Below are 24274 nucleotides of genomic sequence, written 5' to 3'. Positions count from 1 at the left end.
GCTTAACGGATTTGCTATTCCTTTCCGATGTGGAGGATCGCATCCCCCACATTTACCACGGGGTTATTGTTCAGCCCGATCACGTGGCCATTGGTCGCCGCCTTTACCGGAACGATTACCTGGCCGTAGGGATCGGAAATCCTCGCGATGATCTGGCCCTTCTTTACGGAATCGCCAAGTTTGACCGAGGAGTAGAAAATCCCCGAAGCCTTTGCCCTGGTCCATTGGCTTTCTTTAAGGATGAGGGTTTCTTGTGGCAACTGGGGCGCGTCAATCATGTCCAAATGATGGAGCAAGCGCTTAGTACCGACGATTCCCTCTTCGATAGCGTAGTTGTCCAGCCGCATCGACTCCCCTCCTTCAAACACCAGCAAGTGCTTTCTAGCCTTGTACGCCGTTTTTCTAAATGACTTCTCGATGTGTTTGGAATTGACGACAAAATGCGTCCCAAAGGCTTTGGCCAACTCCAAGCCGACTTTATCCTTGAAGTCTACCCGGATTTGTGGATGGTTTGACAGCATACGCCCACCCGTGTGAAAATCTATTCCAAAGTCGATTTGGGGAATTACCTCCTCGTTTAGAATATAGGCTATCCTGGAGGCAAGAGAGCCCTTTTTGCTCCCCGGAAAGCTGCGGTTCAGGTCTCGCCCATCAGGAAATGTCCTACTGTTGGACAGAAAGCCATAGATGTTTACCAGCGGGATAATGATCAGAGTCCCCTTTAGAAGCTCCAAGCCTTGGTCAAATTCCTCGAGAAGTTTCTTGGCAGTCACCACCCCGTTGATTTCGTCTCCGTGCACTCCGCCGGAGATGAGCACCACCGGACCTTCATTTTTTGAAGAGCGGATAAAAATCGGCAAATCGATCAAGGTATGGGTGGGGAGTTTCGCTATTGGCAATTCGATGTTGACAGACTGGCCCGGGCGTACCCGAACTCCGTTAATCTGAACTTCTTTCATTGATGGGGATGGCAGATTGGGGTTTCATTTCGCATTGGCTCAAAATCTTGCTTATTTCGCAGGACAGTCAAAGGCACATGAATATACAAGAAAACATTTCCCTAAAATCTCTCAACACGTTCGGATTTGATCAAAAGGCACGTTTTTTCCTAAAAGCCAGCTCCGCACAAGAGCTGATAGACGCCTTATCGTGGGCTAAGGAAAACATGCTGGAAGTGTTGATTTTGGGCGGTGGCAGCAATATTCTCTTGACCAGGGATTTTGGCGGGTTGGTGATCAAGGTGGATATAAAAGGCATACAGACCCTTCGCGAGGATGAAGACCTGGTTTGGGTCAAAGTCGGAGCCGGCGAGATCTGGCAGGACTGGGTCTCTTTTGCCATTGACAATAACTGGGCTGGAATCGAGAATCTTTCGTTGATCCCTGGTACGGTTGGTGCCTCTCCCATGCAGAATATAGGCGCCTATGGAGTGGAAATCAAAGAAGTCTTCGACAGCTTGGAGGCGCTGAATAGATCGACTTTGGAAATTGAAACATTCACGGCCGAAGCCTGTGAGTTTGGATATAGAGAAAGTGTTTTTAAGAATAAGCTGAAAGACCAATACGTCATCTGTTCAGTTACTTTTCGATTGGAAAAAAAACCGAATTTCCGAGTTGACTATGGAGCGATCCAAGATGTATTGAATCAAAAAGGCATAGTCGACCTATCGCTTCGGGCAGTGAGCGAGGCCGTAATAGAGATCAGAAAATCAAAGCTCCCCGACCCGAAGGAAATCGGTAATTCTGGGTCGTTTTTTAAGAATCCGACGATAAACAGAGAAAAATTTGACTCATTGAGATTAGCATTTCCGCAGATTCCAGGATATCCCAATGAAGAGGGTGTGAAAGTGCCCGCAGGCTGGCTCATCGAACAGGCAGGATGGAAAGGACATCGTGATGGCGAGGTGGGAGTCCACTCCAAGCAAGCCTTGGTTTTGGTCAATTTCGGGAAAGGAAGCGGAAGAGAAATCCAGCTGCTTTCCGAAAAAATCAGATTGTCGGTAAAAGAAAAATTCGGGATAGAACTCCATCCCGAGGTGAATTTCATCTAGATCAATTGGTCGAGGATCTCGAGTTCTTTGGAATATCTCTCGACTTCCACGCCAAACTTCCTCAGGAAATCCACCCCTTCATCCCTTCCTATCCCCTTGTACTCTGCATAGGAGAAAAGATAGACCACCTTGGAAATCCCCATCGAAAAGATGATTCTCGCGCAGGCAAGGCACGGCGCCAAGGTCACATAGAGTGTGGAGCCATCCACCGATGTATTGTTCTTTACCGCATAGAGTATCGCATTTTGTTCCGCATGAAGTGCAAGCGAGCAACTACCCTTACTGTCTCTGGCGCAGCCAGATTCCGGAAACTCGACGTCGCAATTATGCGTACCGGCAGGTGGGCCGTTGTAGCCTATGGAAATAATCCGAGTGTCTTTGGACAGCACTGCCCCTACATGCTTTTTGATACAATGGGAACGCTTGGCAAGATTCACGGCCAACTCCATGAAAATATCATCAAAATCAGGTCTATTCATGAAAATAAATTTGTCAAAAATAACAATCCTGTCCGTTGTCTTGAAAGATTTGCGAATAAAGGGATTTGTTTCCCCGTTAAGTAAGAAAAACTATATTCAACAATCTATGAGTTTTCAGATCCCAAATTACTCGGAATTGAAGCGGAAAACCCAACGTTTTGCATTCTTGGTAGGAGCCTTGGTCCTAACTTCTTGCAGCTCGATTGAAGTATTCAAAGAGAACACCGAGCTGCCGATTGCTAAGCCATATCAGACCTTTGTCATCATCAACAAGGAGGTTGGGATGAGGGGATTTTCCTCCCAGTTCTTGGATGAGTTGGTTCAGATCCAGATTCAAGAAACCTTGGAGGAGGCAGGCCTAGTATACGATGCCAAGCAGCCTGATCTCGTGATACGGTACAACTCGAATGAAGATCCCCGCCAGCGGGAGACAGTCAACAATCCAAACCCATATCCCTTTTGGGGCTACCGAATCTATGACCCATGGATGTATAATCCCTATAACACACCCCGGGTTACTACCAGCAATTATGAGCTATTGCAGGTGATTGTAGATTTTATAGATCCAGTACAGGATAAATTCCTGATGACGCTCACAGGCGTGACCGAGGTCAGCAGTCCAAAGTACAAGGAAAAAAAGGTTAGAAAAACACTAGATACGGTCTTCAGCACATTTTTGAGTCAAAGCACCCAAACTCAAAAGTAGATGTAAGCTTGAAACCAAACGTTCGAAGAGCCTTTAAGTTATCAACACGGCCAAAAAAGTAGTTTTTCTCTCAAAAAAGCACATTTCAGATAATTGCGCTGACTTCTTTCGCCTTGGGAGTGTTGATGTATTACCGGAATTCAACGTCGGATCACCCCCATATAAACTGTGAATTTAGTATTTTTCTCTTCCTGCTATTTTTACAAAAAACTGATTCCGGAATTCGTTGATATCCTTTGTTTAGTCTGTCGACAGACTAAATTCTCTATTTCAATAGGCTAGCTGGAAAAGAAATTTACCGCTGACCGAATTTTTATTTCATTATAGGGCAGATTTATGGCAAAGAATTTGCAAAGCTTAAAATATGCTATACTTTTGTGTAGTTATTAATGTATTTCAAAACATGGATTTTGCACTTTAATGTTGACGATTGTTTTAATAGACGATGACCCTATCAGTACATTTGTGACTGAAAAACTCATTTCCAAGAATGTGAAAGAGCCATGTCAGTTTTACAAGTATCAAAGTGCAAAATTAGCTCTCCAAGAAATCAACGGAATACAGCCTCAATACCTTTTTCTGGACTTGAATATGCCTGAGATGAATGGCTGGGATTTTTTGGATCTCTTTAAGCCCGAATACGAAGACCCTCAAATTTATATTTTGAGCAGTTCAGTAGATGAAAGAGATATTTCCAAAGCCAGCCAGTACCAGGTTGTCAAGGAGTACCTTTCGAAACCTCTAATTAAGAAGTACATCAAAACCATCTTCAGCTGAGCCGACGACGGCCAGTTTTTTGACTAATTAGAAATTCAAAATAAAAATATCTTTACTGCCGCATAGTTGTCCGGATGTCCGGCGTTAGAAAAAGTCTGACAGGATTACTGAATCCAACTTTTTTTTAAAACCAATACCAACTTTATTGGCATGGGTATAGTTGGCTATTTTTGATGAAATACCCCCCACATTTCCACAATATCAAAAAGTCTACTCTGTACTTTTTGGAAATGAAAATAAGAGGCTTTTTAAAAATCTTCAGCCGGCTAGCTCCAAGCCAGTGGTCTCTACAGCGCCAAACTTAAGTTTTTGTTAAAAAAAAGAAACCAAAATTGATTATCTTAAGCTAGTGCTGAAGGTCGATTGGAAAAAATCCCAGAAACAATTGGAATAAATAACGGGAGAAAAAAAATCGATTTATCGAGGAAAAAAAATTAAAGTTTCCAGTATTGGTGGAATTAATTTTTTGCCTTATTTCGTAACGATTAAACCAATAAAACCCCTTTAAAACAGCCATGGAGGATTTTGAAGAAGATTTCGATGAAATTGATGACTTCGAGGATGAAGAAGAGTTCGAAGATGAATTTGAAGACGAATATGATCTGGATGAAGAGAGCGATCTGGACAATATTGTAGATTTTGATGAAGAGGACGAAGACTTCGATGATGAAGAGGATTTCGAAGATGATGACTTCGAGGACGATTTAGATTAATCAGTTCAAAATCCTCTTATAGAGCTGATTCGGCTTTGTAAACTCGCCGTTCCGCTTTATCTTCGCAGTTCAATCCTGAATTCAAAAAACAACAAATGATACTATTGGATATTTTCAGCTCACCTATCATGTCAGGAGCACAGCTGTTTCTCTTGATCGTGTGTACTCTTATTGGACTAGGCGCAGGACTTTCTGCAATGGATGCGAGAAGCACATTTTCCAAAAAGAAAAAAGCTGATCATTGATTGATTTACGATACGTTTAAAGGAGGCTTTGCCTCCTTTTTTTTTACCGTCTGGAATCCATGAAGACACAAAACTATCAAAACCACGCCCGGATTTATCCATTTCACCATCTCATCATCACTCCCCTGACCCTGATATTTCTGGGATGGACTGTTTATCGTCTGAATTTCAGTACCGCTGAAGCCATTTGGGACAGTGTCTATGTGATGTTGGGCGCGGTGATACTCGCCATGCTTCCCCTTTTGGCCAGGATCTATGCCTTGAAAACCCAAAACAGGATAATCCTTATGGAGATGAGGCTACGGTATTTTCATCTGACTGGTGAACCATTTTACCCTAAAGAAAAGCTACTTCGCATGGGCCAAATTATCGCCTTGCGCTTTGCTGGGGACGAGGAACTACTACCCTTGATTGAAAAAACCATCAAAGAGAAACTGAGCCCAAAAGACATAAAACAACGGATCCAAGACTGGCAAGGAGACTACCGCAGAGTTTAAGGAAGCCTTCTCTGCACTATTGCCTCATCAAGCGATTTAAGGAGGTTCTCCCTCGCCATTTCGCGAAATCTTGGATCCTTGAAATCCAGGTCGGGGAGCTCTAAAACCAAGTCAAAGGCAGAGTCCCTGCCTCCTTGGCCAGAGGTAATCAAAGCGGCTTTTTTTCCATAGGCTTTTGCCCGTCTTAATATCTCAAAACTGGCTTTTCCCTGATCGCTTTGCGTGTCATACTGTCCCTCGCCAGTGATGATCCAATCCGACCACCGCACTTTCTCTTCCAGATTTACAAGCTCAAAAAAATGGCCCGCACCAAACTTTATCACTGACGGGAAAAAGAACTGCAGGCCCATAGCGACTCCCCCCGCCGCGCCATAGCCGGCCTGGTCGATCCAACCTCTTTTTGATTTATCCAATAGGAGTTCGAAAACCCGACTGCAGCTTTCTTGGAAAACAGGCAGTTGATCTTGTGAAAGACCTTTTTGAGGACCGAAAACGTAAACCGCCCCATTTGGTCCAAAGAAGGTGTTCCTGACGTCGCAAAGAAAAGTAAAGCTGGCCTTTGGCATTTGGGGCGAGCGTTGGATATGGTGTATTTTGCCAATATATCCAGGTGAAAACATTGGCAGTTCGCGCCCGTTTTGATCCAGAAAAATTACTCCGAGCGCCGCTAGTATACCTAAGCCCATGTCCACGGTCGCACTTCCGCCCAAGCCAAGCACTATTTCCTGAGCGCCATATTCGATGGCTTTTCGTATCACCAGGCCGGTACCAAAGGTAGAGGTAAGGAATGGATCGCGCTGGGATTTATCCAAGATACCTATCCCTGAAGCCGTCGAGATGTCCAAAAATGCCTTCCTCGAGTCTGGATCCCAACCGAAATATCCCAAAACAGATTGTCCTACCGCGTTTAGCGTTCTGACCGGGACTTTTTCCAAACCCATGGACTCTATCAGTAAATCACAAGTCCCATCTCCCCCATCCGCAATCGGCTGGATCAGATATTCCGCCTCAGGGATATTTTTAATTTTCGAGGCGATGAGCCTTGCTGCTTCCCATGCCGGGATTGTCCCTTTGAATGCATTCGGAGCAATCAGGTATTGCATTACTTTCCAGCTTTGATCCTGGCAAAATAGTCCTTGGATGCAGCTCTGACCTTCGGAGACAAATACAAAGCAGCAATCATATTTGGAAATGCCATTATAGCATACATTCCATCTACCAGACTAACCACGACTTCGAGGCTCACAACAGCTCCAACGACAATCGTGGCCAAATAGAAGTAGTTGTAGTAGTGTGCCTTGGAGGCTCCAAAAAGGTAATTGGTACACTTGTGCCCGTAGTAGGAATAGGTAAACATGGTGGACAGCGCAAATACCAGCACCGAGAGCATCAAAAGGTATTTGCCAAATCCTGGAATACCCAGTTCAAAGGCTTCGAGCGTCAGCCTAACACCATCATTTTCAGAGGTTTGCCATACACCCGTAAGCAAAATCACCAAAGCTGTCAGTGTGCAAACCACGATGGTGTCCACAAAAGGTCCGAGCATGGCAATCAAACCCTCTCGGATCGGTTCTCTGTTCTTCGAAGCTCCATGTACCATGGGTGCGGTACCGATTCCTGCCTCGTTGGAAAAAGCCGCGCGCCGCGCCCCGATAACGATCACGGAACCGACCGCGCCACCAAGTGCGGCATTGCCTGTAAATGCATCGACAAAGATCAATTTGAACATGTCTGGAACTTGGCCAATGTATTGAAATACGATGATCAATACGGTCACCATATACACTCCGACCATGAAGGGAACCATCTTGGAAGCGACCGACGCGATTCTCTGGATACCGCCCAGGATTACTACCGCCGTCAAACCCATCATTCCAAATCCGATTATCCAGCGGTTTCGGACGGTCTCCTCCATAGTTTCCGGTTGGATCAATACGGCCTGGAGCACTGCAGTCAATTGGTTGGCCTGGAAAATAGCCAACAGACCAATGACGCCAGCCACACAGAAGATGACCGAAAGAAACTTCCACTTCTTACCCATACCTTCCTCGATGAAATACATAGGACCTCCCTGGACCTCTCCTGCACTGTCTTTTCCACGGTACATTATTGCTAAAGTACAGGTGTAGAATTTCGTGGCCATTCCGACAAAGGCAGCGACCCACATCCAAAACAATGCTCCCGGGCCGCCCATATTGATCGCTATTGCGACCCCGGAGATGTTGCCCAACCCCACCGTCGCAGCGATTGCCGAAGATAGCGCCTGGGCCGAGGAGATCTGACCCTCAGCCAGATCATCGTCGTATTTCCCGGTCAAAAGCTTGATCGCATGACCCATTTTTAGAAAAGGGACAAAACCGGAATGGATCAAAAAGTAAAGCCCACCTCCCAACAGCAAGACCAAAATCGGCGGTCCCCAGATCCAATTGCTAAACTCTATGATGATGTCTCCCATTGATTTTTATGTATTCCTATGAAAAGATCGCTCTCTGATTAGTATTCGATAATAGGCCCAATTTCCCCAAAATCAAAAATTAATGTCATCGGGCAAAAAAATCCCGGAACCTGATTGGGCTCCGGGCTGTCTTTCCAACTGATTTTTACCAGTTTACTTTTGGCGACCTATAAAAACCGACACCTTGGATGTCCCATCTTTTTCCATGCGCGGAAACCCTCCTGCTGTAGCTTTCCCAACTTCTCCTTTCCTTTTTGGTCCAAGCCACTTCTGCGATTGCCGTAAGTCGGGGAAACACGAGATAGTCAAGGTCTACTCGGTTGGCCACGGTCTCGGTCCAAAGTGGAGCCTCCACGCCTAGGATATTCTCCTTGGTAATTCCTGACGTATATTCTGTAGGTTCCCAGATGTAGGCTGAATCCAACTCTATGTATGCTGCCCAATGGAGGCCTATTCTGCTGGTACTGTCATATTGCATATCCAGATAAGCTTTCTTTGCAGGCGAGATCAGTATCTGGTTGCCCTGGTCTTTAGCGAGCTTGGCGTTTTCCTCCTTTGCCCAGAATTGGGCTACGTTGCCGGGAAGCAGCTTGGCAGTCGCCACTTCATCCCAGCCTATGCTGGTCTTTCCATATTTGGAAACAATGTCTTGGACACGCTCTACAAAATAGACGTAATCGTCCTTTTCGGTCACATGGGATTCATCTCCGCCGATGTGGAAATACGGGCCCGGAGTAATTTCTGAAATCTCCCTTACCACGCTGTCCACAAAGGCATAGGTCAGTTCAAAATCTGTGTTAAATGTACTCCAACCCACCTCAATACCCGTGTAAAGCTCGGACGCTTGGGGAACTTTGAGCTGCATCTCGTATTCCAAGGGAGCCTTGGTTACGGTAGTAAGGTCACCGTCCGGCAAATTTACTCCGGGGTTCAACTCGCCATAGGAAGCCAAAACAGCGTTGGTATGGCCCGGCATATCCACCTCAGGGACGATAGTGATGAATTGTTCGGCCGCGTAGGCAACGATTTCCTTGTATTCTTCTTGGGTGTAATAACCGCCCTCTCCTCCGCCGACTTCAGTACTGCCGCCGATCTCGGTCAATTTTGGCCAAGACTTGATCTCGATTCTCCATCCTTGGTCATCAGTTAAGTGAAGATGGAGGTAGTTCAGTTTATAGACTGCCATCTGATCTATGTAGTACTTGACGTCTTCGACGGGCATGAAATGCCGGGCGACATCCAGCATCGATCCACGATACCCAAAAGTCGGTTTGTCTTTGATCGTTCCCGCAGGGACCGCCCAATCGACAGATTGTGCAGATGCATGCGCAATTTCCCTTGGCAAAAGCTGTAAAAAAGTCTGGACTCCGTAAAACAAGCCAGCTTCACCCGAAGAAGTGATCTTCACTTCCTCCTCCGAAATTCGGATCTCATAGGCCTCTGAAGCGTCACCATCGGCAAGTTCCAAAACAATTTGGCCCGCCTCATTTGACACTGGCACATCAAAGGATGTAGCCGGACGAAGTTTTTCTGCGAGATATTCTCCTATTTCAGTCAAATTGACCCCAGCTCCAACAACTTTGATCCCTGTCTCCGGAGTCAGATTGAAGCTTCCTGATGCATTGTTGATCTCCTGCGGGAGAGGGATGATCGCTGAGTCAGAAAGTGAGGGTGATTCCTTGCAAGCACTTGCCGCAAATGTGCCTGCAAGCAAAAGGGTCCAGATTGTTTTTTTCATTTTACGTGATTTTCGATAAACTTAATTGAAATTTTCAATAATCTATTTTCCACAAATCAAATAAATTTTGATATTAGGCCCGATCAAATTCAGAGATTAAATATCCTTTGGTCAAAGTCCAATATCGGCGAGATGAAGGTGAAGCTGAACCATCAATTTTTGGACTAGAGGGTATATTATTTCCATCCTTTTGATAATTTCAACCTGATTAGTTTAAAAACCTGAAATAACCATGGAAAATAAAAATTCCAATCTAGAGCAATCCTCAAGAAGAAGTTTCATCAAGGGCTCAGCTTTGGCTTTGGCTGGTATTGCGATCGTCCCAAGGCATGTCCTGGGTGGTCCGGGCTATGTAGCACCAAGTGACCGACTAAGGGTGGCCAGCATTGGCGTTGGCGGCATGGGCGGTGGTGATGTACGGGGCATTTTCAGTTCCGGCAAAGTCGATATGATCGCACTCTGCGACGTGGATGACACACGAGCCAAGCAAAGCCGCGATGCCCATCCCAAGGCTGCCTACTACAAGGACTACCGAGTAATGCTCGAAAAAGAGGAGAAAAACATTGATGCCGTTTCGGTTTCTACCCCTGATCATATGCACGCGGTGCAAGCCATGATGGCTATGAAGATGGGAAAGCATGTCTACGTCCAAAAACCGATGTCTCATGACATCTATGAGGCTAGAATGCTTACCGAGGCCGCCGACAAATATAAAGTTGTCACCCAGATGGGTAACCAGGGCTCTTCCGGCGACGGCGTAAGACAAATGGTGGAATGGTACAATGCAGGGGTCATCGGTGAAGCTACCAAAGTATATTCTTGGACTAACCGCCCCGTCTGGCCCCAAGGGATCGAATGGCCAAAAACGCCAATAGCACCTCCGGCCGATCTTGACTGGGATTTATGGCTGGGCACGGCTCCGTACAAGGACTACGTCGGAAATCTTGTCCCCTTCAACTGGAGGGGCTGGTGGGACTACGGCACGGGAGCTTTGGGGGATATGGCATGCCACATCATGGAGCCACCATTCCGGGTGCTCGGCCTAGGCTATCCCAAATCAGCGGAATGCTCCGTAGGATCGGTGTACGTGGGCGAGTTTAGCAGAGGATATTTCCCAGAAAGTTGCCCTCCTTCCTCTCACATTACCCTGCGATTTGACCGACCAGGAAAATCAGACCTTGAGTTTCACTGGATGGATGGAGGAATACAGCCGACACGCCCAGAAGAGCTCGAGCCCAACGAAATGATGGGCGACGGAGGAAACGGTGTGATCATCGAGGGGACCAAAGGCAAAATGATGTGTTCTACTTATGGAGCAAATCCCAAACTTCTGCCAACCAAAAGAACCGACGAAGTCAGCGTGCCACAAACTGAGTACAGAGTACCGGGTGGAGACCGTGGCCATTATAACAACTGGGTAGAGGCTTGCATCGGAGGCTATGGCTCAGAAGAATATAAGAGACTCAGTTCACCATTCTCGGTGGCGGGCCCTCTGACGGAGTCTGTGTTGATGGGCAATCTGGCGATCAGAAGCTACGATTATAGAGTGCCAAGAGAGGGAGGAAACAATCAATTTGACTACCCTGGGAGAGGCATCAAACTACTGTGGGATGGCACAAACATGAAAATCACCAACTTCGACCCGGCAAATCAATTTGTAAAACGCAACTATCGAGGAGACTACTCGCTCTAACTGTTAGATAAAGACCAAAAAAGTAAAAAGGGCTTTCGGAATCTCCGAAAGCCCTTTCTGTTTATTCCACTGCCAACTCGACTCTCCTGTTTTTTGCTCTGCCTGCCTCGGTCGCATTGGATGCTATAGGGCGTGTACCACCCCAACCTGATATCCTGAGATTTTCGAAACTGACCCCTTTACTAACCAAAAAGTCTCTGACACTCCCGGCTCGCTCAAGCGAAAGTTGCTTGTTTAGTCCGGGATCGCCGGCGTTGTCCGTGTGCCCGTTGATTCTGATAACTATCCTTGGATTTTCCCTGAGAAAATCCGCCAGATCATCAAGACTTGCCTCGGTGTCTTCGCCCTCAAGTTCCGCAGTACCCCGTTTGAAGTTCACGTTTTCCAAAAGGACTGAACTCCCCGGCTCGGCTTTGGTCATCAAGACTACCGTCTTGTCTCGATAGCCAAGATTTTCCACCAAAATCTGCTTTGGAAAATATCCTTGTGACGAAACTTTTACCACAGTGATGCCCTGCTTCCTCAAATCCGAAACCATTTGATCACCCCGATAATCAACAATCTCCGAACCTCTGATAAATGAAAGAACATAAGGCAATTCCAACTTGTTTTTACCGTCTATAACAAGCCAAGAAATGGGCTGCTCGACTATCTCAGCGGCTTTTTCCACAGGCGTAATTGGAGAAACGGGAAGATAAACTTCAGTGGTATCCGAAAGCGGAATGGCTCGAGTTTCAGGCTTATTTGTCTCCTTGGCTTGCGAAATCTGCCTTGAAAGCGTACTTACTCGTTCTGGCTTAGTATCCGAAATAACCGGCGCCACAAATTCCGTAGGGACCACCAATGGCACGGGTGTTGCGAACGTCATCAAGTCGGCAAACCCGTCGCTGTTTTGGGTGCTGGTCCAGACAATCTCATCGGCACTGAGAAAAGTGATCGACGCCTCTGAGCCATTGGAGCTGATCTGCTCCCACTTTTCGGGTTTGCTCCAGCTTCCCCAAGATTCCCCCAACTTTTTCGCAATCAGGACATCCTTGCCGTTTGCCCCAGGATAGGAGTTGGAGGAAAAGTACAGCTGATTTGTCTTTGGATCAAAATATGGGCCTGTCTCCTGACCAAAGCCATTGATCGCCGGGCCAAGATTTTTCAGTTCTGTCCAATCGGCTGGCGCCTTTTTCTCCGAAACATAAATATCCTCGTTACCAAGACCTCCTTTTCGCTTGCCTGCGAGAAAGATTTGCTTGCCTCCTTCTGCCACCCTTCCGGTAACAAGACCCTCAAATAAATTCAAATCCGGGAAATTTACTTTTCGCAAGTAATTCCACTCCTGCCCAAATTTAGAAAACTGGTGGATGGAAAATTCGCTCCCTTCTTTTCTCAAAACCAAGAGCGTCAATACATCCTCCAAGCCCAATGCGAGATCGTAGCCTACGGAGCTCAAGTCCGCGCGATGGGTCGCTTGCCCCCATTCGCCTGATTCACTTTTGCGTGTTTCCCAGATATCTCCTGGGTCAGTCGCGCCGCCAAGGTTCAAGGGATGGAAGGCCCGCGTAAACAGCAGTGTGTTGTTTCCAATCCAAACTGGGTTGGTGTCATCGTTTGGGCTGTTGGCGCCGGAAAGCGAGCGGAGCTCCTGAGCTTTGGACGTGAGGAAAAAACAAAAAGCAAGCAGTACTAAGCCGCTTGCTTTCAGAATATGTGGGTTTGAATTTTTCATGCTTATTGATCCAACACAATGGCGAAAATCAGTGGCGCCACGATGGTTGCATCAGATTCGACAATATACTTTGGTGTATCTTGGCCAAGCTTGCCCCAAGTGATTTTTTCATTGGGAACTGCTCCTGAATACGAACCATAAGAAGTTGTAGAATCGGAGATTTGGCAGAAGTAGCCCCAAAGAGGCACATTGGTGCGCTGCAGATCCTGGTGCAACATCGGTACCACACAGATTGGGAAATCTCCTGCAATTCCCCCGCCAATTTGGAAAAATCCGACTGTACTTTCTTCGGAAGCATTTGCCGTATACCACTCAGCCAAAAACATCATGTACTCAATACCGGTACGGACGGTGTGCACTTTCTTCACGTCTCCGGAGATCACATGGCCGGCAAACATATTACCAAGGGTGGAATCTTCCCATCCAGGAACGATTATCGGCAAGTTTTTCTTGGCCGCCTCCAGCAGCCAGCTGTTTTTGGGATCGATTTGGTAGGACTCTTCGAGCTTGCCGGACAAAAGGATTTTGTAGAAGAACTCGTGGGGGAAATAGGCTTCATTTGCCTTGTCGGCTTTCATCCACTCCTCCAATATTACGTTTTCAATACGGCGCATCGCCTCCATCTCTGGAATGCAGGTGTCGGTGACCCGGTTCATATGACGTTCCAAGAGCTCTTGCTCTTGGGCCGGGGTAAGCTCGCGGTAATTGGGAACTCGTTCGTAATAATCGTGGGCCACGAGATTAAACACATCTTCCTCCAAGTTGGCGCCAGTACAGGATATGATCTGCACTTTGTCCTGGCGGATCATTTCTGCAAGGGAAATGCCCAGTTCGGCGGTAGACATAGCCCCAGCGAGGGTTACCATCATCTTTCCTCCTTGGTCCAGGTGAGTCTTGTACCCTTCAGCGGCGTCAATCAAGGCGGCGGCATTGAAGTGTCGGTAGTTGTGTTTTAAAAATTCCGTGATTTTCATTTCGTTCGGGTTTTCGATAGTGCCGCAAAAATACCCAATTTTTACCCACAAAAAAACCCGGACTAAATCCGGGTTTCAGGTATCGACTGCAGGTCGACGTTATTTTTTTGCGGTAGAATCCGCAGCAGCTGGAGCAGCTCCGGCTGGATTTGCAGCATATTTCTTGTTCAAACCATCAACGACAGACGCAGTCACGTCGATGGCCTCCGTAGCATACCACATGGCACCACCGCGAGTGTAGCTAAGGATGATATCGATATTGTTTTCTTTGGCGTAGTCCTTAATATACACCTGAACCTGTTCGTATACGTCATTCATCAGTTTCGCCTCGTCCGCAGACAATTCCTGCATCAGGTTGTTTCTGTAGGTCATGAGGTTTTGTTCCTTCTGCATCAGTTCATCCTGCTTGGCTCTGGCCTGGTTTGGCGTCATGTTTCCGCCAGTTTGCTGGAATGTGGCCACTTCCTGCTCAAATCCTCTTGCTCTGGACTGGAGATCAGAATCAAATCTCTTTCCCTTGGACGTGATCTCTTCGGACATCTTCTTGAAGTAATCATACTTATTGATCACAGAATCTGTATATACGAAAGCCACTTTCATATCCTCTGCAGCCATTCCTTCACCGGAAGAAGCTGATTCGGTAGTCGTAGCGGTTTTTTGGTCACATGAATAGAAAAGCACAGAGGCAAATGCAAGTACTCCTAAGAATTTTAATCCTTTTTTCACTTTTAATACGTTAAGGTTGACTGGCCGCAAATATATAGAAAGTATTGATTCTGCAAGAATTAGAGGGAAATCTGTCAGTTAAATTCGGTTAAGCCTCTAAAAATAAAGCTCTTGGGCAAGCCTGAAAACCTGGGCATGGCCCTCGACGATATCCCTTATCTGCCGTGAATAGCCTCCGCCCATGCAGCACATCACCGGAATCCCGTTGTTTTTTGCCAGGGCCAGCACGGTTTTGTCCCTTTCCTTCAATCCGCTTTGACTTAGACTCAGTCGCCCCAGCTTATCCGATGCCAAAACATCCACGCCGCTTTGATAGATCATAAAGTCAGGTTCAAACGCATCCACTACCATTGGCAAGCTCTGTCTCAGAATCATGAGGTATTCCAGGTCGACGGTTCCATCTGGCACGCCAATATCCAGATGGGACTTTTCCTTCCGATAGGGATAATTTTTCTCCCCGTGGATGCTGAGCGTAAAAACATCCCTTCTATTCCGAAAAATCTCTGCGGTCCCGTTCCCTTGATGCACATCCAAATCCACGATTAAGACCCGCTTTGCCAGCTGGTTTTCCAGCAGGTAGTTAGCTGTGATCGCGAGGTCATTGAGCAGACAAAAGCCCTCTCCCCTATCTGAAAAGGCATGGTGTGTCCCCCCTGCTATGTTCATTCCTATTCCATGGCTTAGTGCATGGACCGCAGCCTGCACCGATCCACTCATGATAGACTTCTCCCTTTCTACCAGCCCTTTGGAAAGCGGAAAACCTATCGCCCTTACCTCGGCCCTGCTTAGCTGGAGTGCCGAGAGCCTGGCAAAATAACCACAGGTGTGTGTATTGAGCATCCATTTTTCGTTGATCAACTCCGGGGAGAAGAAATTGGACGGCGACAAAGTCCCCTCATAAAGCAGCTGCTCCGGCAAGAGGCTGTACTTTTCCATCGGAAACCGGTGCCCCTCAGGCAAGGGATGTGCATAGGATTCTGACCAAGCAACTTTGAGCATAAAAAAAGCACTGGCAAATGCCAGTGCGGAATTTGGGATATTTTAAATGGTTGTGTCTAGGCAGTTTTTTTGGGAAAAAGAAATCTAGATTTCGTCCTCTTCGGTCTGGAAGGCGTAGAGCGTATCGTCCAGCACCAGCGTGTCGTCGTTGAATTCCGCCACAAACTTTGAGATCACTTTTTCCGTGATTTCGTCGACATTGAGCGCCGCATCCAATCCTACGCCATAGTCGTGATTGGTATCTATGTCCACAAACTCCTGGACTTTCACCGCTTCTTCTTCCTCCAACTCCATGATGATCTCGGTAATAAACCAGCCGATTTCCTCTTCTTCGCTGCTCAGCGGCTTCATGTTGCCATTTTCATCCTCTTCGTAGTTGATTCCCTTGAAGTTGGGAAACTTCTTGGCCGCCTCATGTTCGGCCAATTCATATACTTCGCTGGCATGATGAAGCCTCAACGTGTAAAGCGCCGCGTCGTAGATCGCTTCTTTGCCCTCAAACATTCCGACAAAATAAAAATTGACAAACTCATCCGAGTTTTCGTCGTCTGGGATAATCTTGAAGTTTTTTCCGGACTGCTTGAGTTCGGCCTTTAGAGTATCGACGTTTTGTGGATCAAAGCCTGGATTGGAAAAAGTCATATTGAAAATTTACTGGTTGGTTGAGAATGTTGACTTGGAGGATAACGAAACAGACCAAATCTCAGTTTACATTCAGATAAGAAATTAAACGAATAAAATGAAATCAGCAAAATTTGATGAGGAATTTGTCAAAGGCCTAATAAAACAAAAAGAGGGCGAAAAATTGGATTTCAAACAGAAAATAACTTCAAGGGAAAAAATCGCAAAAACATTGGCGGGTTTGGCCAATACTGAGGGTGGTATTATTCTGGTCGGCATTTCTGATGGAAGAAAAGTCGTCGGCATAGATCCGGAAGAAGAGCGCTACATGGTAGAGTCGGCCAATGAGGAATTTTGCTTCCCAAGAGTCTCCCTGACCGTTGAGGAAATCAAGTTTTATGATGAAAAAAACCCTGATAAATCCGAAGACATTGAAAGGTCAATCCTGGTGGTTGAGGTAAAAAGAAGCCAAGGGCCTAAGATTGTTTGCAGGGGAAAAAACGGGGACCACAAAACATACATACGGGTTGCGGACCAAACCCTAGCGGTCAGACCCCAGACTGATTCCAAAAACACCGTTGATTAGACTCAGCACGAGCGAAAAACCCAAGGCCCACCAGAAGCCGTCTACCGTGAATCCTGGAATAACGTAAGCGGCGATCAGGATGACAGCGGCGTTGATGACCAATAGGAAAAGTCCCAAGGTGATGAGCGTAATGGGAAAAGTGAGCACAATCATAATCGGCTTTAGCGTAAAATTGATCAGGATGATCACCGCCGCCAAAATAAATCCCGTGGTCCAAGTGTCGATACTCACTCCCCTCATCAGGTAATCCGCGATCAGCACGGAAATGCCCCCTAGAACGATCTTGGTCAAGACGGAAGTGCCGGCGTTTTTTTCCCCCATAGTATTTCTAATTAAGATCCGACTCAAAAAGGGCCAAACCTGACATAAATCATCGACCAATTTGGCCGTATTCTTCTGCCAATTAAGAATCTAACCCGATCAAGCCTTATATTTGTAGCCTGAATATAAAAATTACCTGAGTGATTATAATCGTCTTCTTCCTGCTTCACTGGTATTTCTCCCTGTTTTGCCAGAGTTTCTTCCTTCACAGATACGCTGCCCACCAGATGTTCGTCATGAGCAAATTTTGGGAAAAGTTCTTCTATTTCTTCACCTGGATATGGCAGGGCAGTTCTTACCTATCGCCAAGGGCCTATGCGATTCTGCATCGCATGCACCACGCCTACTCCGACACACCTAAAGACCCACACAGTCCCCATCATACCGAAAACCTGTTCACGATGATGTGGAAGACGAAAAATATCTACAACGACTATTTCAGCTTCAAGCTCAAGCCCGAGGAGCGCTTCTCGAAGGATATCCCCAACTGGAACGCTTTTGACAAATTTGCCGACAATATGACGATCCGAGTGGGTTGGATTCTGATTTACGTTTTAATTTATGTCCTTTGCATTTCCGTATTTGAACTGCCGGGCACACACTGGTGGATGTACTTTTTGCTCCCTATCCACTTTCTGATGGGGCCTGTACACGGAGCAATTGTCAACTGGAGCGGCCACAAGTATGGCTATGCAAACTTTGACAACAACGACAAATCAAAAAACTCCCTGCTGCTCGATGTGCTGATGCTGGGCGAGCTTTTCCAAAACAATCACCACAAGCTGCCGAACCGACCCAACTTTGCGGTCAAATGGTATGAGTTTGATCCTACCTACCCAATTGTGAAGTTGCTTCACGCCACGGGGATAATACGACTAAGGACTGCCTAGTCCGTCTGACCAAGCTACCAGGACCGCTTCCGAGCGGTCTTTTTTTTTATAATAAATGGGATTTTTACAGATTTTTTTCCGCTTTTAGCATCATTTTAACTAGGAGAGACAGACTTTTAAACTTCCTTGGCACCTTATTGGCTAGTAGTGTTTCAAGATTTTTGCTGACTCCCTGGGTATACCTTTCTCTTTTATCAGAAAAACAGTCTGTAATTAAGGATACCGCGGAAAAAGTCTATATAGTTTACTGTCAGTATTTTAGTGAAAAACACCAACTAAATAGTATAAATATTATCTTAATTCTTTTGGATTTAAGGAACTAAACGAATAATTTTCTATTGATTTAAAACTTAACACCTTATGAAACCATTAACAAGAGCGGAAGAGGAGATTATGCAGATCCTTTGGGATATCGAGCGCGGATTCGTGAAAGATATCCTAACTCCAATGACAGAACCCAAGCCTGCATACAACACCGTTTCAACGATCGTAAGAATCCTTGAAAGAAAGGGATTTGTAAGCCACAAATCCTACGGTAAAAGCCACGAATATTTCCCGATTGTGTCCAAGGATGAATACAGGACATTTATCATCAAACGAATGCTTGAGGGATATTTCGACAGTTCATTTGCGAAAATGAGTCAGTTTTTCAAAAATGATGAATCGCTGAACACCAAACAGTATCAGTAAAAAATCATCATCGAAAAGAGTAAAGAAGCCCGGTCAAATTGACCGGGTTTTTCTTTTTTAGGCGATATGTACATGCGTTGGGGATTTATCCCTCATATCGTGGATGGGATCAACGGACCAGCTTTCTTCAGGAAAGACTGTCAGCCGCTTCGATACTCCCTTGCGAAGGCTTATATTTGCCCCCTGATAAAAAAGACCCTTCCCAATGAATTCATTTATACAAGAGCTGAGATGGAGAGGAATGCTCCAGGACATGACACCGGAGATCGAAGAACACCTGAACAAAGGAATGGCCTCCGCCTACTTGGGTTTTGACCCTACTGCGGATTCTCTCCACATCGGCCACTTGGTGGGTGTAATGACATTGCTGCATTTTCAGCGTGCCGGCCACAAACCCTTTGCGTTAGTAGGAGGTGCAACCGGCATGATCGGCGATCCCTCTTTCAAGTCAGCCGAGCGTAATCTCCTCGATAAGGCCACGCTCGACCACAACGTCGCCTGCATCCAAAAACAGCTCTCCAAGTTTCTCGATTTTTCCGGTGCCACGACCAACAAGGCAGAGCTCGTCAACAATTTTGACTGGATTTCGCAATTCTCATTCCTGGAGTTTATCCGAGACGTAGGAAAGCACATCACCGTAAACTACATGATGTCCAAAGACAGTGTTAAACGTCGTTTGGAGGATGGAAATGGCTTGTCCTTTACCGAATTCAGTTACCAGCTGATTCAAGGTTATGACTTCTACCATCTTTGGAAAAACAACAACTGCTCGATCCAGCTCGGCGGCTCCGACCAATGGGGTAACATTGTCACAGGCACTGAGCTGATCCGACGAATGGGTGGTGGCAGTGCCTATGCCCTGACCGTTCCGCTGATCACCAAGGCAGACGGCACCAAGTTTGGCAAGACGGAAGGCGGCTCCGTATGGCTTGATCCAGAGAAGACCTCGCCGTATGCCTTCTACCAGTTTTGGCTAAATGTGTCCGATGAGGATGCCAGCAAGTACATTCGGATTTTCACCGTGCTTGACCAGCAAACGATAGAAAACCTCGAATCCGACCACGCTGCCGCGCCTCATTTGAGACTTCTGCAAAAAGAAATCGCCAAACAGGTCACGGTGATGGTGCACAGCCAGGAAGATTACGAAATGGCCCTCAAGGCCTCGGAGATTCTTTTTGGCAAATCCTCGACAGAAGATCTAGCTTCCTTAGACGAAAGGACCTTCTTGGCAGTATTTGAAGGCGTGCCGCAGGTGCAGATCAGCAAAGAAGAGTTTGCAGGCATGGAATCAGTGTTGGACCTCTTCGGTGAAAAAACGCAAGCTCAAATATTTCCATCCAAGGGCGAGGCTAGAAAGATGATCCAAGGAGGAGGTGTGAGCATCAACAAGGAAAAACTCGGAGACCCCAATGCCAATCCGAATTTCACGCTCCTGCAGGACAAGTATCTCCTTATCCAAAAAGGGAAGAAAAATTATTATATACTGGAAGTCAAATAAACTCCTGACATCCAGATAAAAAAGGCCTCGATTTCAGAATTGGGGCCTTTTTTGTGCCCTTTGGCCAAAAAACAAGGAGAGCGTTTGACCCTGATTTAATATCTTTGGGAGAGACTTTTAACCCATGGACAAATCAGTATGGCAGGAGAAAAAAACAAGGAAAAACTAATTCTGGATTCCGCTGTGGCGCTGTTCACCAGCAAGGGCTATCAGGCGACCCGAATGGAGGATGTGGCCAAAAAAGCGGGTATCAGCAAGGGCCTCACCTATTTTTACTACAAGAACAAAGAGGATCTGTTCATGGCATTGAGCAAAAAGGCCTTCGACCAGTTTAAGGAAGAATTCAGGGAAGTACTCCGCTCAAAGGGAAAAAACGGCATGGAGATGCTTTGTGATCTTTTGGCGAAGCTTGTCAATTTTGCCAAGGAACAGCCCGTCTACTACCAAGCGGTGCTGAACTTTCTCGAGGTGTTGAAAAAATACAACCAACCAGCGCTGAGAAAGGAAATAGACCCGTTAATTCTGGACTCCGTCCATTTTCATAAACTGTTGGAGATCCATCACGAACCAATCAAGCTGGGAATACAGATGGTTTCCCAAGGGATCAAAGACGGAAGTATAAGACCCGAGCTTCAGCCAGAAATTACTTTTTACACCGTGTGGGCGATGATCATCGGGTTTGAAAAAATAAGCGGACCGGTCGGATATGAGAGCAAAGAGGCGAAGATCAGCGCCGAAGCTTGGCAACCCGGCTTCACCAAGCTGATGCAGGATATGCTCAGAGGCACTATTCAGGCAAGCAGACCGGCAATCGTCCAGACCAGTCTTTTCTAATCCTAATGAAGAAAATTTTACTGCCCCTAGCTTCGATTTGCCTAGCACTGTCTTGTACGCCAAAAACGGAAGTTGGACTGCTTATCAAAAACGCAACGGTCATCGACCTCAAGTCCGGAGCGCTCCTACCCTCCCGGGTAGTACTGATTGAAGGCGACTCGATCTATCTGACGGGAGGCGACAGCCTGCTTGGAGAGTTCAAGGGAAGAATCGAGATCGATGCCGAATCCAGGTTTCTACTGCCTGGTCTTTGGGATAACCACGTGCATTTTGGCGGCGCGGAATACGTGGATGAAAACGAACAACTTTTGCCGCTCTACCTTGCCTATGGCGTGACCGCTGTCCGCGATGCTGCCGGAGATATCCCCATTGAGGTACTGGAATGGAAATCCGAGATCAATTCCGGAGTACGTTTGGGCCCCAGGATCTTCACCTCCGGTCCAAAGATCGAAGGCATCAATTCAGTCTGGCCTGGAGATCTGGAGATAGGCACCGAGGAGGAATTGGACAGGGCCCTGGATTCACTGGAGAAACTTGACGTGGACTTTGTGAAAATCACGGACAATACGCTTTCAGCCGAGTTATTCCTTTCCGCAACCAAGAAAGCTCGTGCCCGTGGATGGTCAGTTTCCGGACACGTCCACCCGGGAATAACCTTGGATGAAATTTCCAAAGCGGGCTTGACTACAATCGAGCACCAAGGCTACCTGCTACGCGCGGCTACTGCAGAAGAGAATCGAATTCGAGATGGAAGGTTTACGAACACACTTTCGGCAAGTGAAGCCAACAAGCTACAATTCAGCACGATAAATGACTCCGTTGCCTCCTTAAACTTCAAAAAGTTTGCGGAACAGGGCACTGGCATCGTCCCCACACTATTGATCAGCTACAACATCGCCTACCTGGATTCCCTGGATTTTTCGAAAGACACCATCATCGACTACCTAGGACCAAAACTGAAGGAAAGCTACCAATGGAGGATAGAGCGCTACGCCCAGGAGGATTCTGCGAGCCGACGTACCCGAAAAATGCAATTTGAGGCCTCTGCCAGATTGCTTCCCCTAGCCTTGAAATCCGGAATGAAAATCATGGCGGGAACCGATGCAGGATATCTGAACACCTTTGACTTTCCCGGGCTGGCAATCCACCGGGAGCTGGCCTTGATGGTAAAATACGGCCTGAGTCCCTTGCAGGCACTTCAAGCATCAATCATTAACGGCCCTGCATACTTTGGCTTGGAAAATGAGTATGGCGCTATCGAACCGGGCAAACGGGCTAGTCTTTTGCTGCTAAGCCAAAACCCCTTGGAAAACATCACCAACACCCTGTCCATTGAGGCAGTTGTCGTAGATGGAAAATACCTTTCGCGTGGTGAGCTTGACCAAATACTTGCCGAAATCAAAGCCTGGGTGAAGGAAAAGGAGGCCATCTGATGTGCCCGAATGCAAACCTTACAACTAAGAAAGGCTAGCCACATTGGACTAGCCTTTCCTTTTTTAGATCTTCCTGTCCCGCCCTAGGATTCAGTCTACGGCGAGATTGCCCAAGAGGCCAGATCACCTGCTCTTCCAGAGATCTTTCAGCTGCTTTCCATTGACTATCAGGACAAATCTTGCGGGATTTGGGATCAGGACGATTCGTACATCCATTTTGTCAAACTGGTCCGATTCGATGGGAACTCCCACTTTTCCACTCACCTCGTAGGTAACTACTCCGTTAGCGTCGGCGAGCATTTCCCGGTATGCGTTTGCCAAGTAAGCCGATGGAAGCAATACATCCGTATCAGACTTAAGTTTTGAATAGATCTTTTCAAGCTGGGGCTCAAGAATCCCCTCATATTCCTCGTTAAAATCGTCTTCCAAATCGTGCAGCTCCTCTTCCAGATCGTCATAGCTTGCATCGCTATAGTCCATTGCTGCGAGTTGGTTCCTTTTTTTTACGATTTCGGTGAGTTGCTGATCCAGCTGTTCCCAATTCATTGACTAGTTGATTTGTTGAAAGTGCAAAGATGACCAATACTTCTTTTTTCACCGAAAAATTTCATGGAAATTAACCCACCAGAAGGATTTTTCCATTTCGGCCGGGTTTCTCGTAGGCCTCCAAGGCTAGGGCAAAGTCTTCCAATCTGTATTTTCCGTCGATTGCGATCTTGGAATCCTGCTTCGTCAAAAAATCAAATATTTCGCTGAAGGCTGCTTTTTTCTCCTCCCCATTGAGCTGCGCCATCCAATTCGACAACCAAAACCCTTCGATGGTGAGATTCTTGAAGATGAGCTGTCCGCTGTTTATCGGCATGTTTTCCAAAGCCAGGCCACCAAAGACCATCATCTTGCCGTTTGGCCTGAGACAGGCGAGCGCATTGGCGCCGAGTAGCCCGCCAACCGCATCAAAAACAGTGTGTACTCCTCCACCGACCTTTTCACCTATGACTTTCTGCAGCTTTTCTGTTTCCGTGTTAATGACCAAATCTGCCCCCAAGCTTTCCAGCAGGCTTTTTTGTGAATCATGTCGAACTGTTGCGACAAACTTGATTCCCTTGGCTTTGGCCATCTGCAGTGTAAATTTCCCGAAAGCCGAAGCCCCGGCTGTCACCAGCAGCCATTCACCGGATTTCAGACTCGCTCTATCGAGCATCGCATACGCAGTCATCGGATTCACAAAGGCCTGACAAGCCACCTCATCCGGCATTTCGTTGGGTACGGGAATGACGGCAGAAGCCGGCAGGCAAAGATATTCCTGCCAAGTGCCCAGCGCCGTGAACATAACGCGAGTGCCAGGCTTTACTGCCCCGTCACGATCGCCTTTTTCGACAACTCCGCACGCCTCAAAGCCAGCACTACTGGGAAGATTTGGAGTAATTCCATACATCCCCCGCACAAACATGATATCGGCAGGATTGATGTTTCGGGCGCTTACTCGGATCAGCACTTCACTTTCCCCGGGATCGGGAGTAGGAACTTCACGGAGCTGAATGACGTCCTTTGGGAGGCCAGTCTGTTCAAAAATGAGTGCTTTCATGCCGCTTTAGAAATTAGGTTAGAGAAAAACAACCCGATAGCGAGACC

25 protein-coding genes are annotated in these 24274 nt (G+C 46.8%); 12 read left to right on the top strand and 13 right to left on the bottom strand.

The genetic code is table 11. The features are described from left to right. Positions 1 to 14 precede the first annotated feature (14 nt). On the bottom strand, positions 15 to 959 hold the full coding sequence (locus J0A67_RS03945; RefSeq protein WP_206567965.1) for a succinylglutamate desuccinylase/aspartoacylase family protein: 945 nt from the start codon (positions 957 to 959) through the stop codon (positions 15 to 17). Between the two features lie 77 nt (positions 960 to 1036). Between J0A67_RS03945 and murB the strand changes: the two genes are divergently transcribed. After that, positions 1037 to 2050 (top strand): UDP-N-acetylmuramate dehydrogenase, encoded by a 1014-nt coding sequence (gene murB / locus J0A67_RS03940; RefSeq protein ID WP_206567964.1) that lies wholly within the window; start codon positions 1037 to 1039, stop codon positions 2048 to 2050. Here the strand turns inward: murB and J0A67_RS03935 are convergent. Further along, positions 2047 to 2529, bottom strand: a complete 483-nt coding sequence (locus tag J0A67_RS03935) for a deoxycytidylate deaminase (RefSeq protein WP_206567963.1) — start codon at positions 2527 to 2529, stop codon at positions 2047 to 2049. The genes murB and J0A67_RS03935 overlap by 4 nt on opposite strands. 106 nt (positions 2530 to 2635) lie before the next feature. Here J0A67_RS03935 and J0A67_RS03930 point away from each other — a divergent pair, with 106 nt between their 5' ends. From J0A67_RS03930 to J0A67_RS03915, 4 genes are all read left to right on the top strand, one after another. Continuing rightward, a complete protein-coding gene (locus J0A67_RS03930; protein WP_206567962.1) occupies positions 2636 to 3235 on the top strand; it encodes a DUF4136 domain-containing protein in 600 nt (199 codons plus the stop codon). 420 nt (positions 3236 to 3655) lie between these two features. Next, on the top strand, positions 3656 to 4012 hold the full coding sequence (locus J0A67_RS03925; RefSeq protein ID WP_206567961.1) for a response regulator: 357 nt from the start codon (positions 3656 to 3658) through the stop codon (positions 4010 to 4012). A gap of 515 nt (positions 4013 to 4527) precedes the next feature. Then, entirely contained in the window at positions 4528 to 4725 is a 198-nt protein-coding gene (locus tag J0A67_RS03920; RefSeq protein ID WP_206567960.1) for a hypothetical protein, read from the top strand. Positions 4726 to 5029: 304 nt separating this feature from the next. Continuing rightward, positions 5030 to 5467 (top strand): DUF6526 family protein, encoded by a 438-nt coding sequence (locus J0A67_RS03915; protein ID WP_206567959.1) that lies wholly within the window; start codon positions 5030 to 5032, stop codon positions 5465 to 5467. Here the strand turns inward: J0A67_RS03915 and J0A67_RS03910 are convergent. From J0A67_RS03910 to J0A67_RS03900, 3 genes are all read right to left on the bottom strand, one after another. Further along, positions 5464 to 6570 (bottom strand): glycerate kinase family protein, encoded by a 1107-nt coding sequence (locus tag J0A67_RS03910; protein ID WP_206567958.1) that lies wholly within the window; start codon positions 6568 to 6570, stop codon positions 5464 to 5466. The two genes, J0A67_RS03915 and J0A67_RS03910, sit on opposite strands and share 4 nt — an antisense overlap. Continuing rightward, positions 6570 to 7922, bottom strand: coding sequence for an alanine/glycine:cation symporter family protein (locus J0A67_RS03905; RefSeq protein WP_206567957.1), 1353 nt, complete (start codon positions 7920 to 7922; stop codon positions 6570 to 6572). The genes J0A67_RS03910 and J0A67_RS03905 overlap by 1 nt, the downstream gene beginning before the upstream one ends. 145 nt (positions 7923 to 8067) lie before the next feature. Continuing rightward, positions 8068 to 9660 (bottom strand): beta-N-acetylhexosaminidase, encoded by a 1593-nt coding sequence (locus J0A67_RS03900; protein ID WP_206567956.1) that lies wholly within the window; start codon positions 9658 to 9660, stop codon positions 8068 to 8070. A gap of 232 nt (positions 9661 to 9892) precedes the next feature. Here J0A67_RS03900 and J0A67_RS03895 point away from each other — a divergent pair, with 232 nt between their 5' ends. Then, a complete protein-coding gene (locus J0A67_RS03895) occupies positions 9893 to 11353 on the top strand; it encodes a Gfo/Idh/MocA family protein (protein ID WP_206567955.1) in 1461 nt (486 codons plus the stop codon). A 61-nt stretch (positions 11354 to 11414) separates the two neighbouring features. Here the strand turns inward: J0A67_RS03895 and J0A67_RS03890 are convergent, their stop codons facing one another. The 5 genes from J0A67_RS03890 to J0A67_RS03870 form a co-directional block, all read right to left on the bottom strand. Then, on the bottom strand, positions 11415 to 13070 hold the full coding sequence (locus J0A67_RS03890) for an OmpA family protein (RefSeq protein ID WP_206567954.1): 1656 nt from the start codon (positions 13068 to 13070) through the stop codon (positions 11415 to 11417). 2 nt (positions 13071 to 13072) lie between these two features. Beyond that, positions 13073 to 14044, bottom strand: coding sequence for a deoxyhypusine synthase family protein (locus J0A67_RS03885; RefSeq protein ID WP_206567953.1), 972 nt, complete (start codon positions 14042 to 14044; stop codon positions 13073 to 13075). A 99-nt stretch (positions 14045 to 14143) separates the two neighbouring features. Beyond that, positions 14144 to 14770: an OmpH/Skp family outer membrane protein gene (locus tag J0A67_RS03880; protein WP_206567952.1), complete on the bottom strand. Its 627-nt coding sequence runs from the start codon at positions 14768 to 14770 to the stop codon at positions 14144 to 14146. Between the two features lie 96 nt (positions 14771 to 14866). Next, positions 14867 to 15769, bottom strand: coding sequence for a histone deacetylase family protein (locus J0A67_RS03875; RefSeq protein ID WP_206567951.1), 903 nt, complete (start codon positions 15767 to 15769; stop codon positions 14867 to 14869). Positions 15770 to 15853: 84 nt separating this feature from the next. Beyond that, complete coding sequence (locus tag J0A67_RS03870) at positions 15854 to 16411, bottom strand: hypothetical protein (protein WP_206567950.1); 558 nt, start codon at positions 16409 to 16411, stop codon at positions 15854 to 15856. 97 nt (positions 16412 to 16508) lie between these two features. Here J0A67_RS03870 and J0A67_RS03865 point away from each other — a divergent pair, with 97 nt between their 5' ends. Then, entirely contained in the window at positions 16509 to 16976 is a 468-nt protein-coding gene (locus J0A67_RS03865; protein WP_206567949.1) for an AlbA family DNA-binding domain-containing protein, read from the top strand. On the opposite strand, the gene J0A67_RS03860 is transcribed toward J0A67_RS03865, so the two are convergent. Further along, positions 16932 to 17297, bottom strand: coding sequence for a phage holin family protein (locus J0A67_RS03860; RefSeq protein WP_206567948.1), 366 nt, complete (start codon positions 17295 to 17297; stop codon positions 16932 to 16934). The genes J0A67_RS03865 and J0A67_RS03860 overlap by 45 nt on opposite strands. A gap of 140 nt (positions 17298 to 17437) precedes the next feature. On the opposite strand from J0A67_RS03860, the gene J0A67_RS03855 reads away from it, so the two are divergent. From J0A67_RS03855 to J0A67_RS03835, 5 genes are all read left to right on the top strand, one after another. After that, on the top strand, positions 17438 to 18187 hold the full coding sequence (locus tag J0A67_RS03855) for an acyl-CoA desaturase (protein WP_206567947.1): 750 nt from the start codon (positions 17438 to 17440) through the stop codon (positions 18185 to 18187). 360 nt (positions 18188 to 18547) lie between these two features. Next, a complete protein-coding gene (locus J0A67_RS03850) occupies positions 18548 to 18877 on the top strand; it encodes a BlaI/MecI/CopY family transcriptional regulator (RefSeq protein ID WP_206567946.1) in 330 nt (109 codons plus the stop codon). A gap of 205 nt (positions 18878 to 19082) precedes the next feature. Further along, entirely contained in the window at positions 19083 to 20375 is a 1293-nt protein-coding gene (tyrS, locus tag J0A67_RS03845) for a tyrosine--tRNA ligase (protein ID WP_206567945.1), read from the top strand. 138 nt (positions 20376 to 20513) lie between these two features. Further along, positions 20514 to 21209, top strand: coding sequence for a TetR/AcrR family transcriptional regulator (locus J0A67_RS03840; RefSeq protein ID WP_206567944.1), 696 nt, complete (start codon positions 20514 to 20516; stop codon positions 21207 to 21209). 5 nt (positions 21210 to 21214) lie between these two features. Next, positions 21215 to 22642 (top strand): amidohydrolase family protein, encoded by a 1428-nt coding sequence (locus J0A67_RS03835; protein ID WP_206567943.1) that lies wholly within the window; start codon positions 21215 to 21217, stop codon positions 22640 to 22642. Between the two features lie 123 nt (positions 22643 to 22765). Here J0A67_RS03835 and J0A67_RS03830 read toward each other — a convergent pair whose 3' ends face one another. Both J0A67_RS03830 and J0A67_RS03825 read right to left on the bottom strand, forming a co-directional pair. Beyond that, positions 22766 to 23188, bottom strand: coding sequence for a hypothetical protein (locus tag J0A67_RS03830; protein WP_206567942.1), 423 nt, complete (start codon positions 23186 to 23188; stop codon positions 22766 to 22768). Positions 23189 to 23258: 70 nt separating this feature from the next. After that, entirely contained in the window at positions 23259 to 24227 is a 969-nt protein-coding gene (locus tag J0A67_RS03825; protein ID WP_206567941.1) for a zinc-dependent alcohol dehydrogenase family protein, read from the bottom strand. Positions 24228 to 24274: the final 47 nt, after the last annotated feature.

Origin of the sequence: Algoriphagus aestuariicola, from assembly GCF_017254835.1 — a bacterium.
Taxonomy (GTDB): Bacteria; Bacteroidota; Bacteroidia; order Cytophagales; family Cyclobacteriaceae; genus Algoriphagus; species Algoriphagus aestuariicola.
This window is presented reverse-complemented; position numbering and strand designations above follow the sequence as displayed.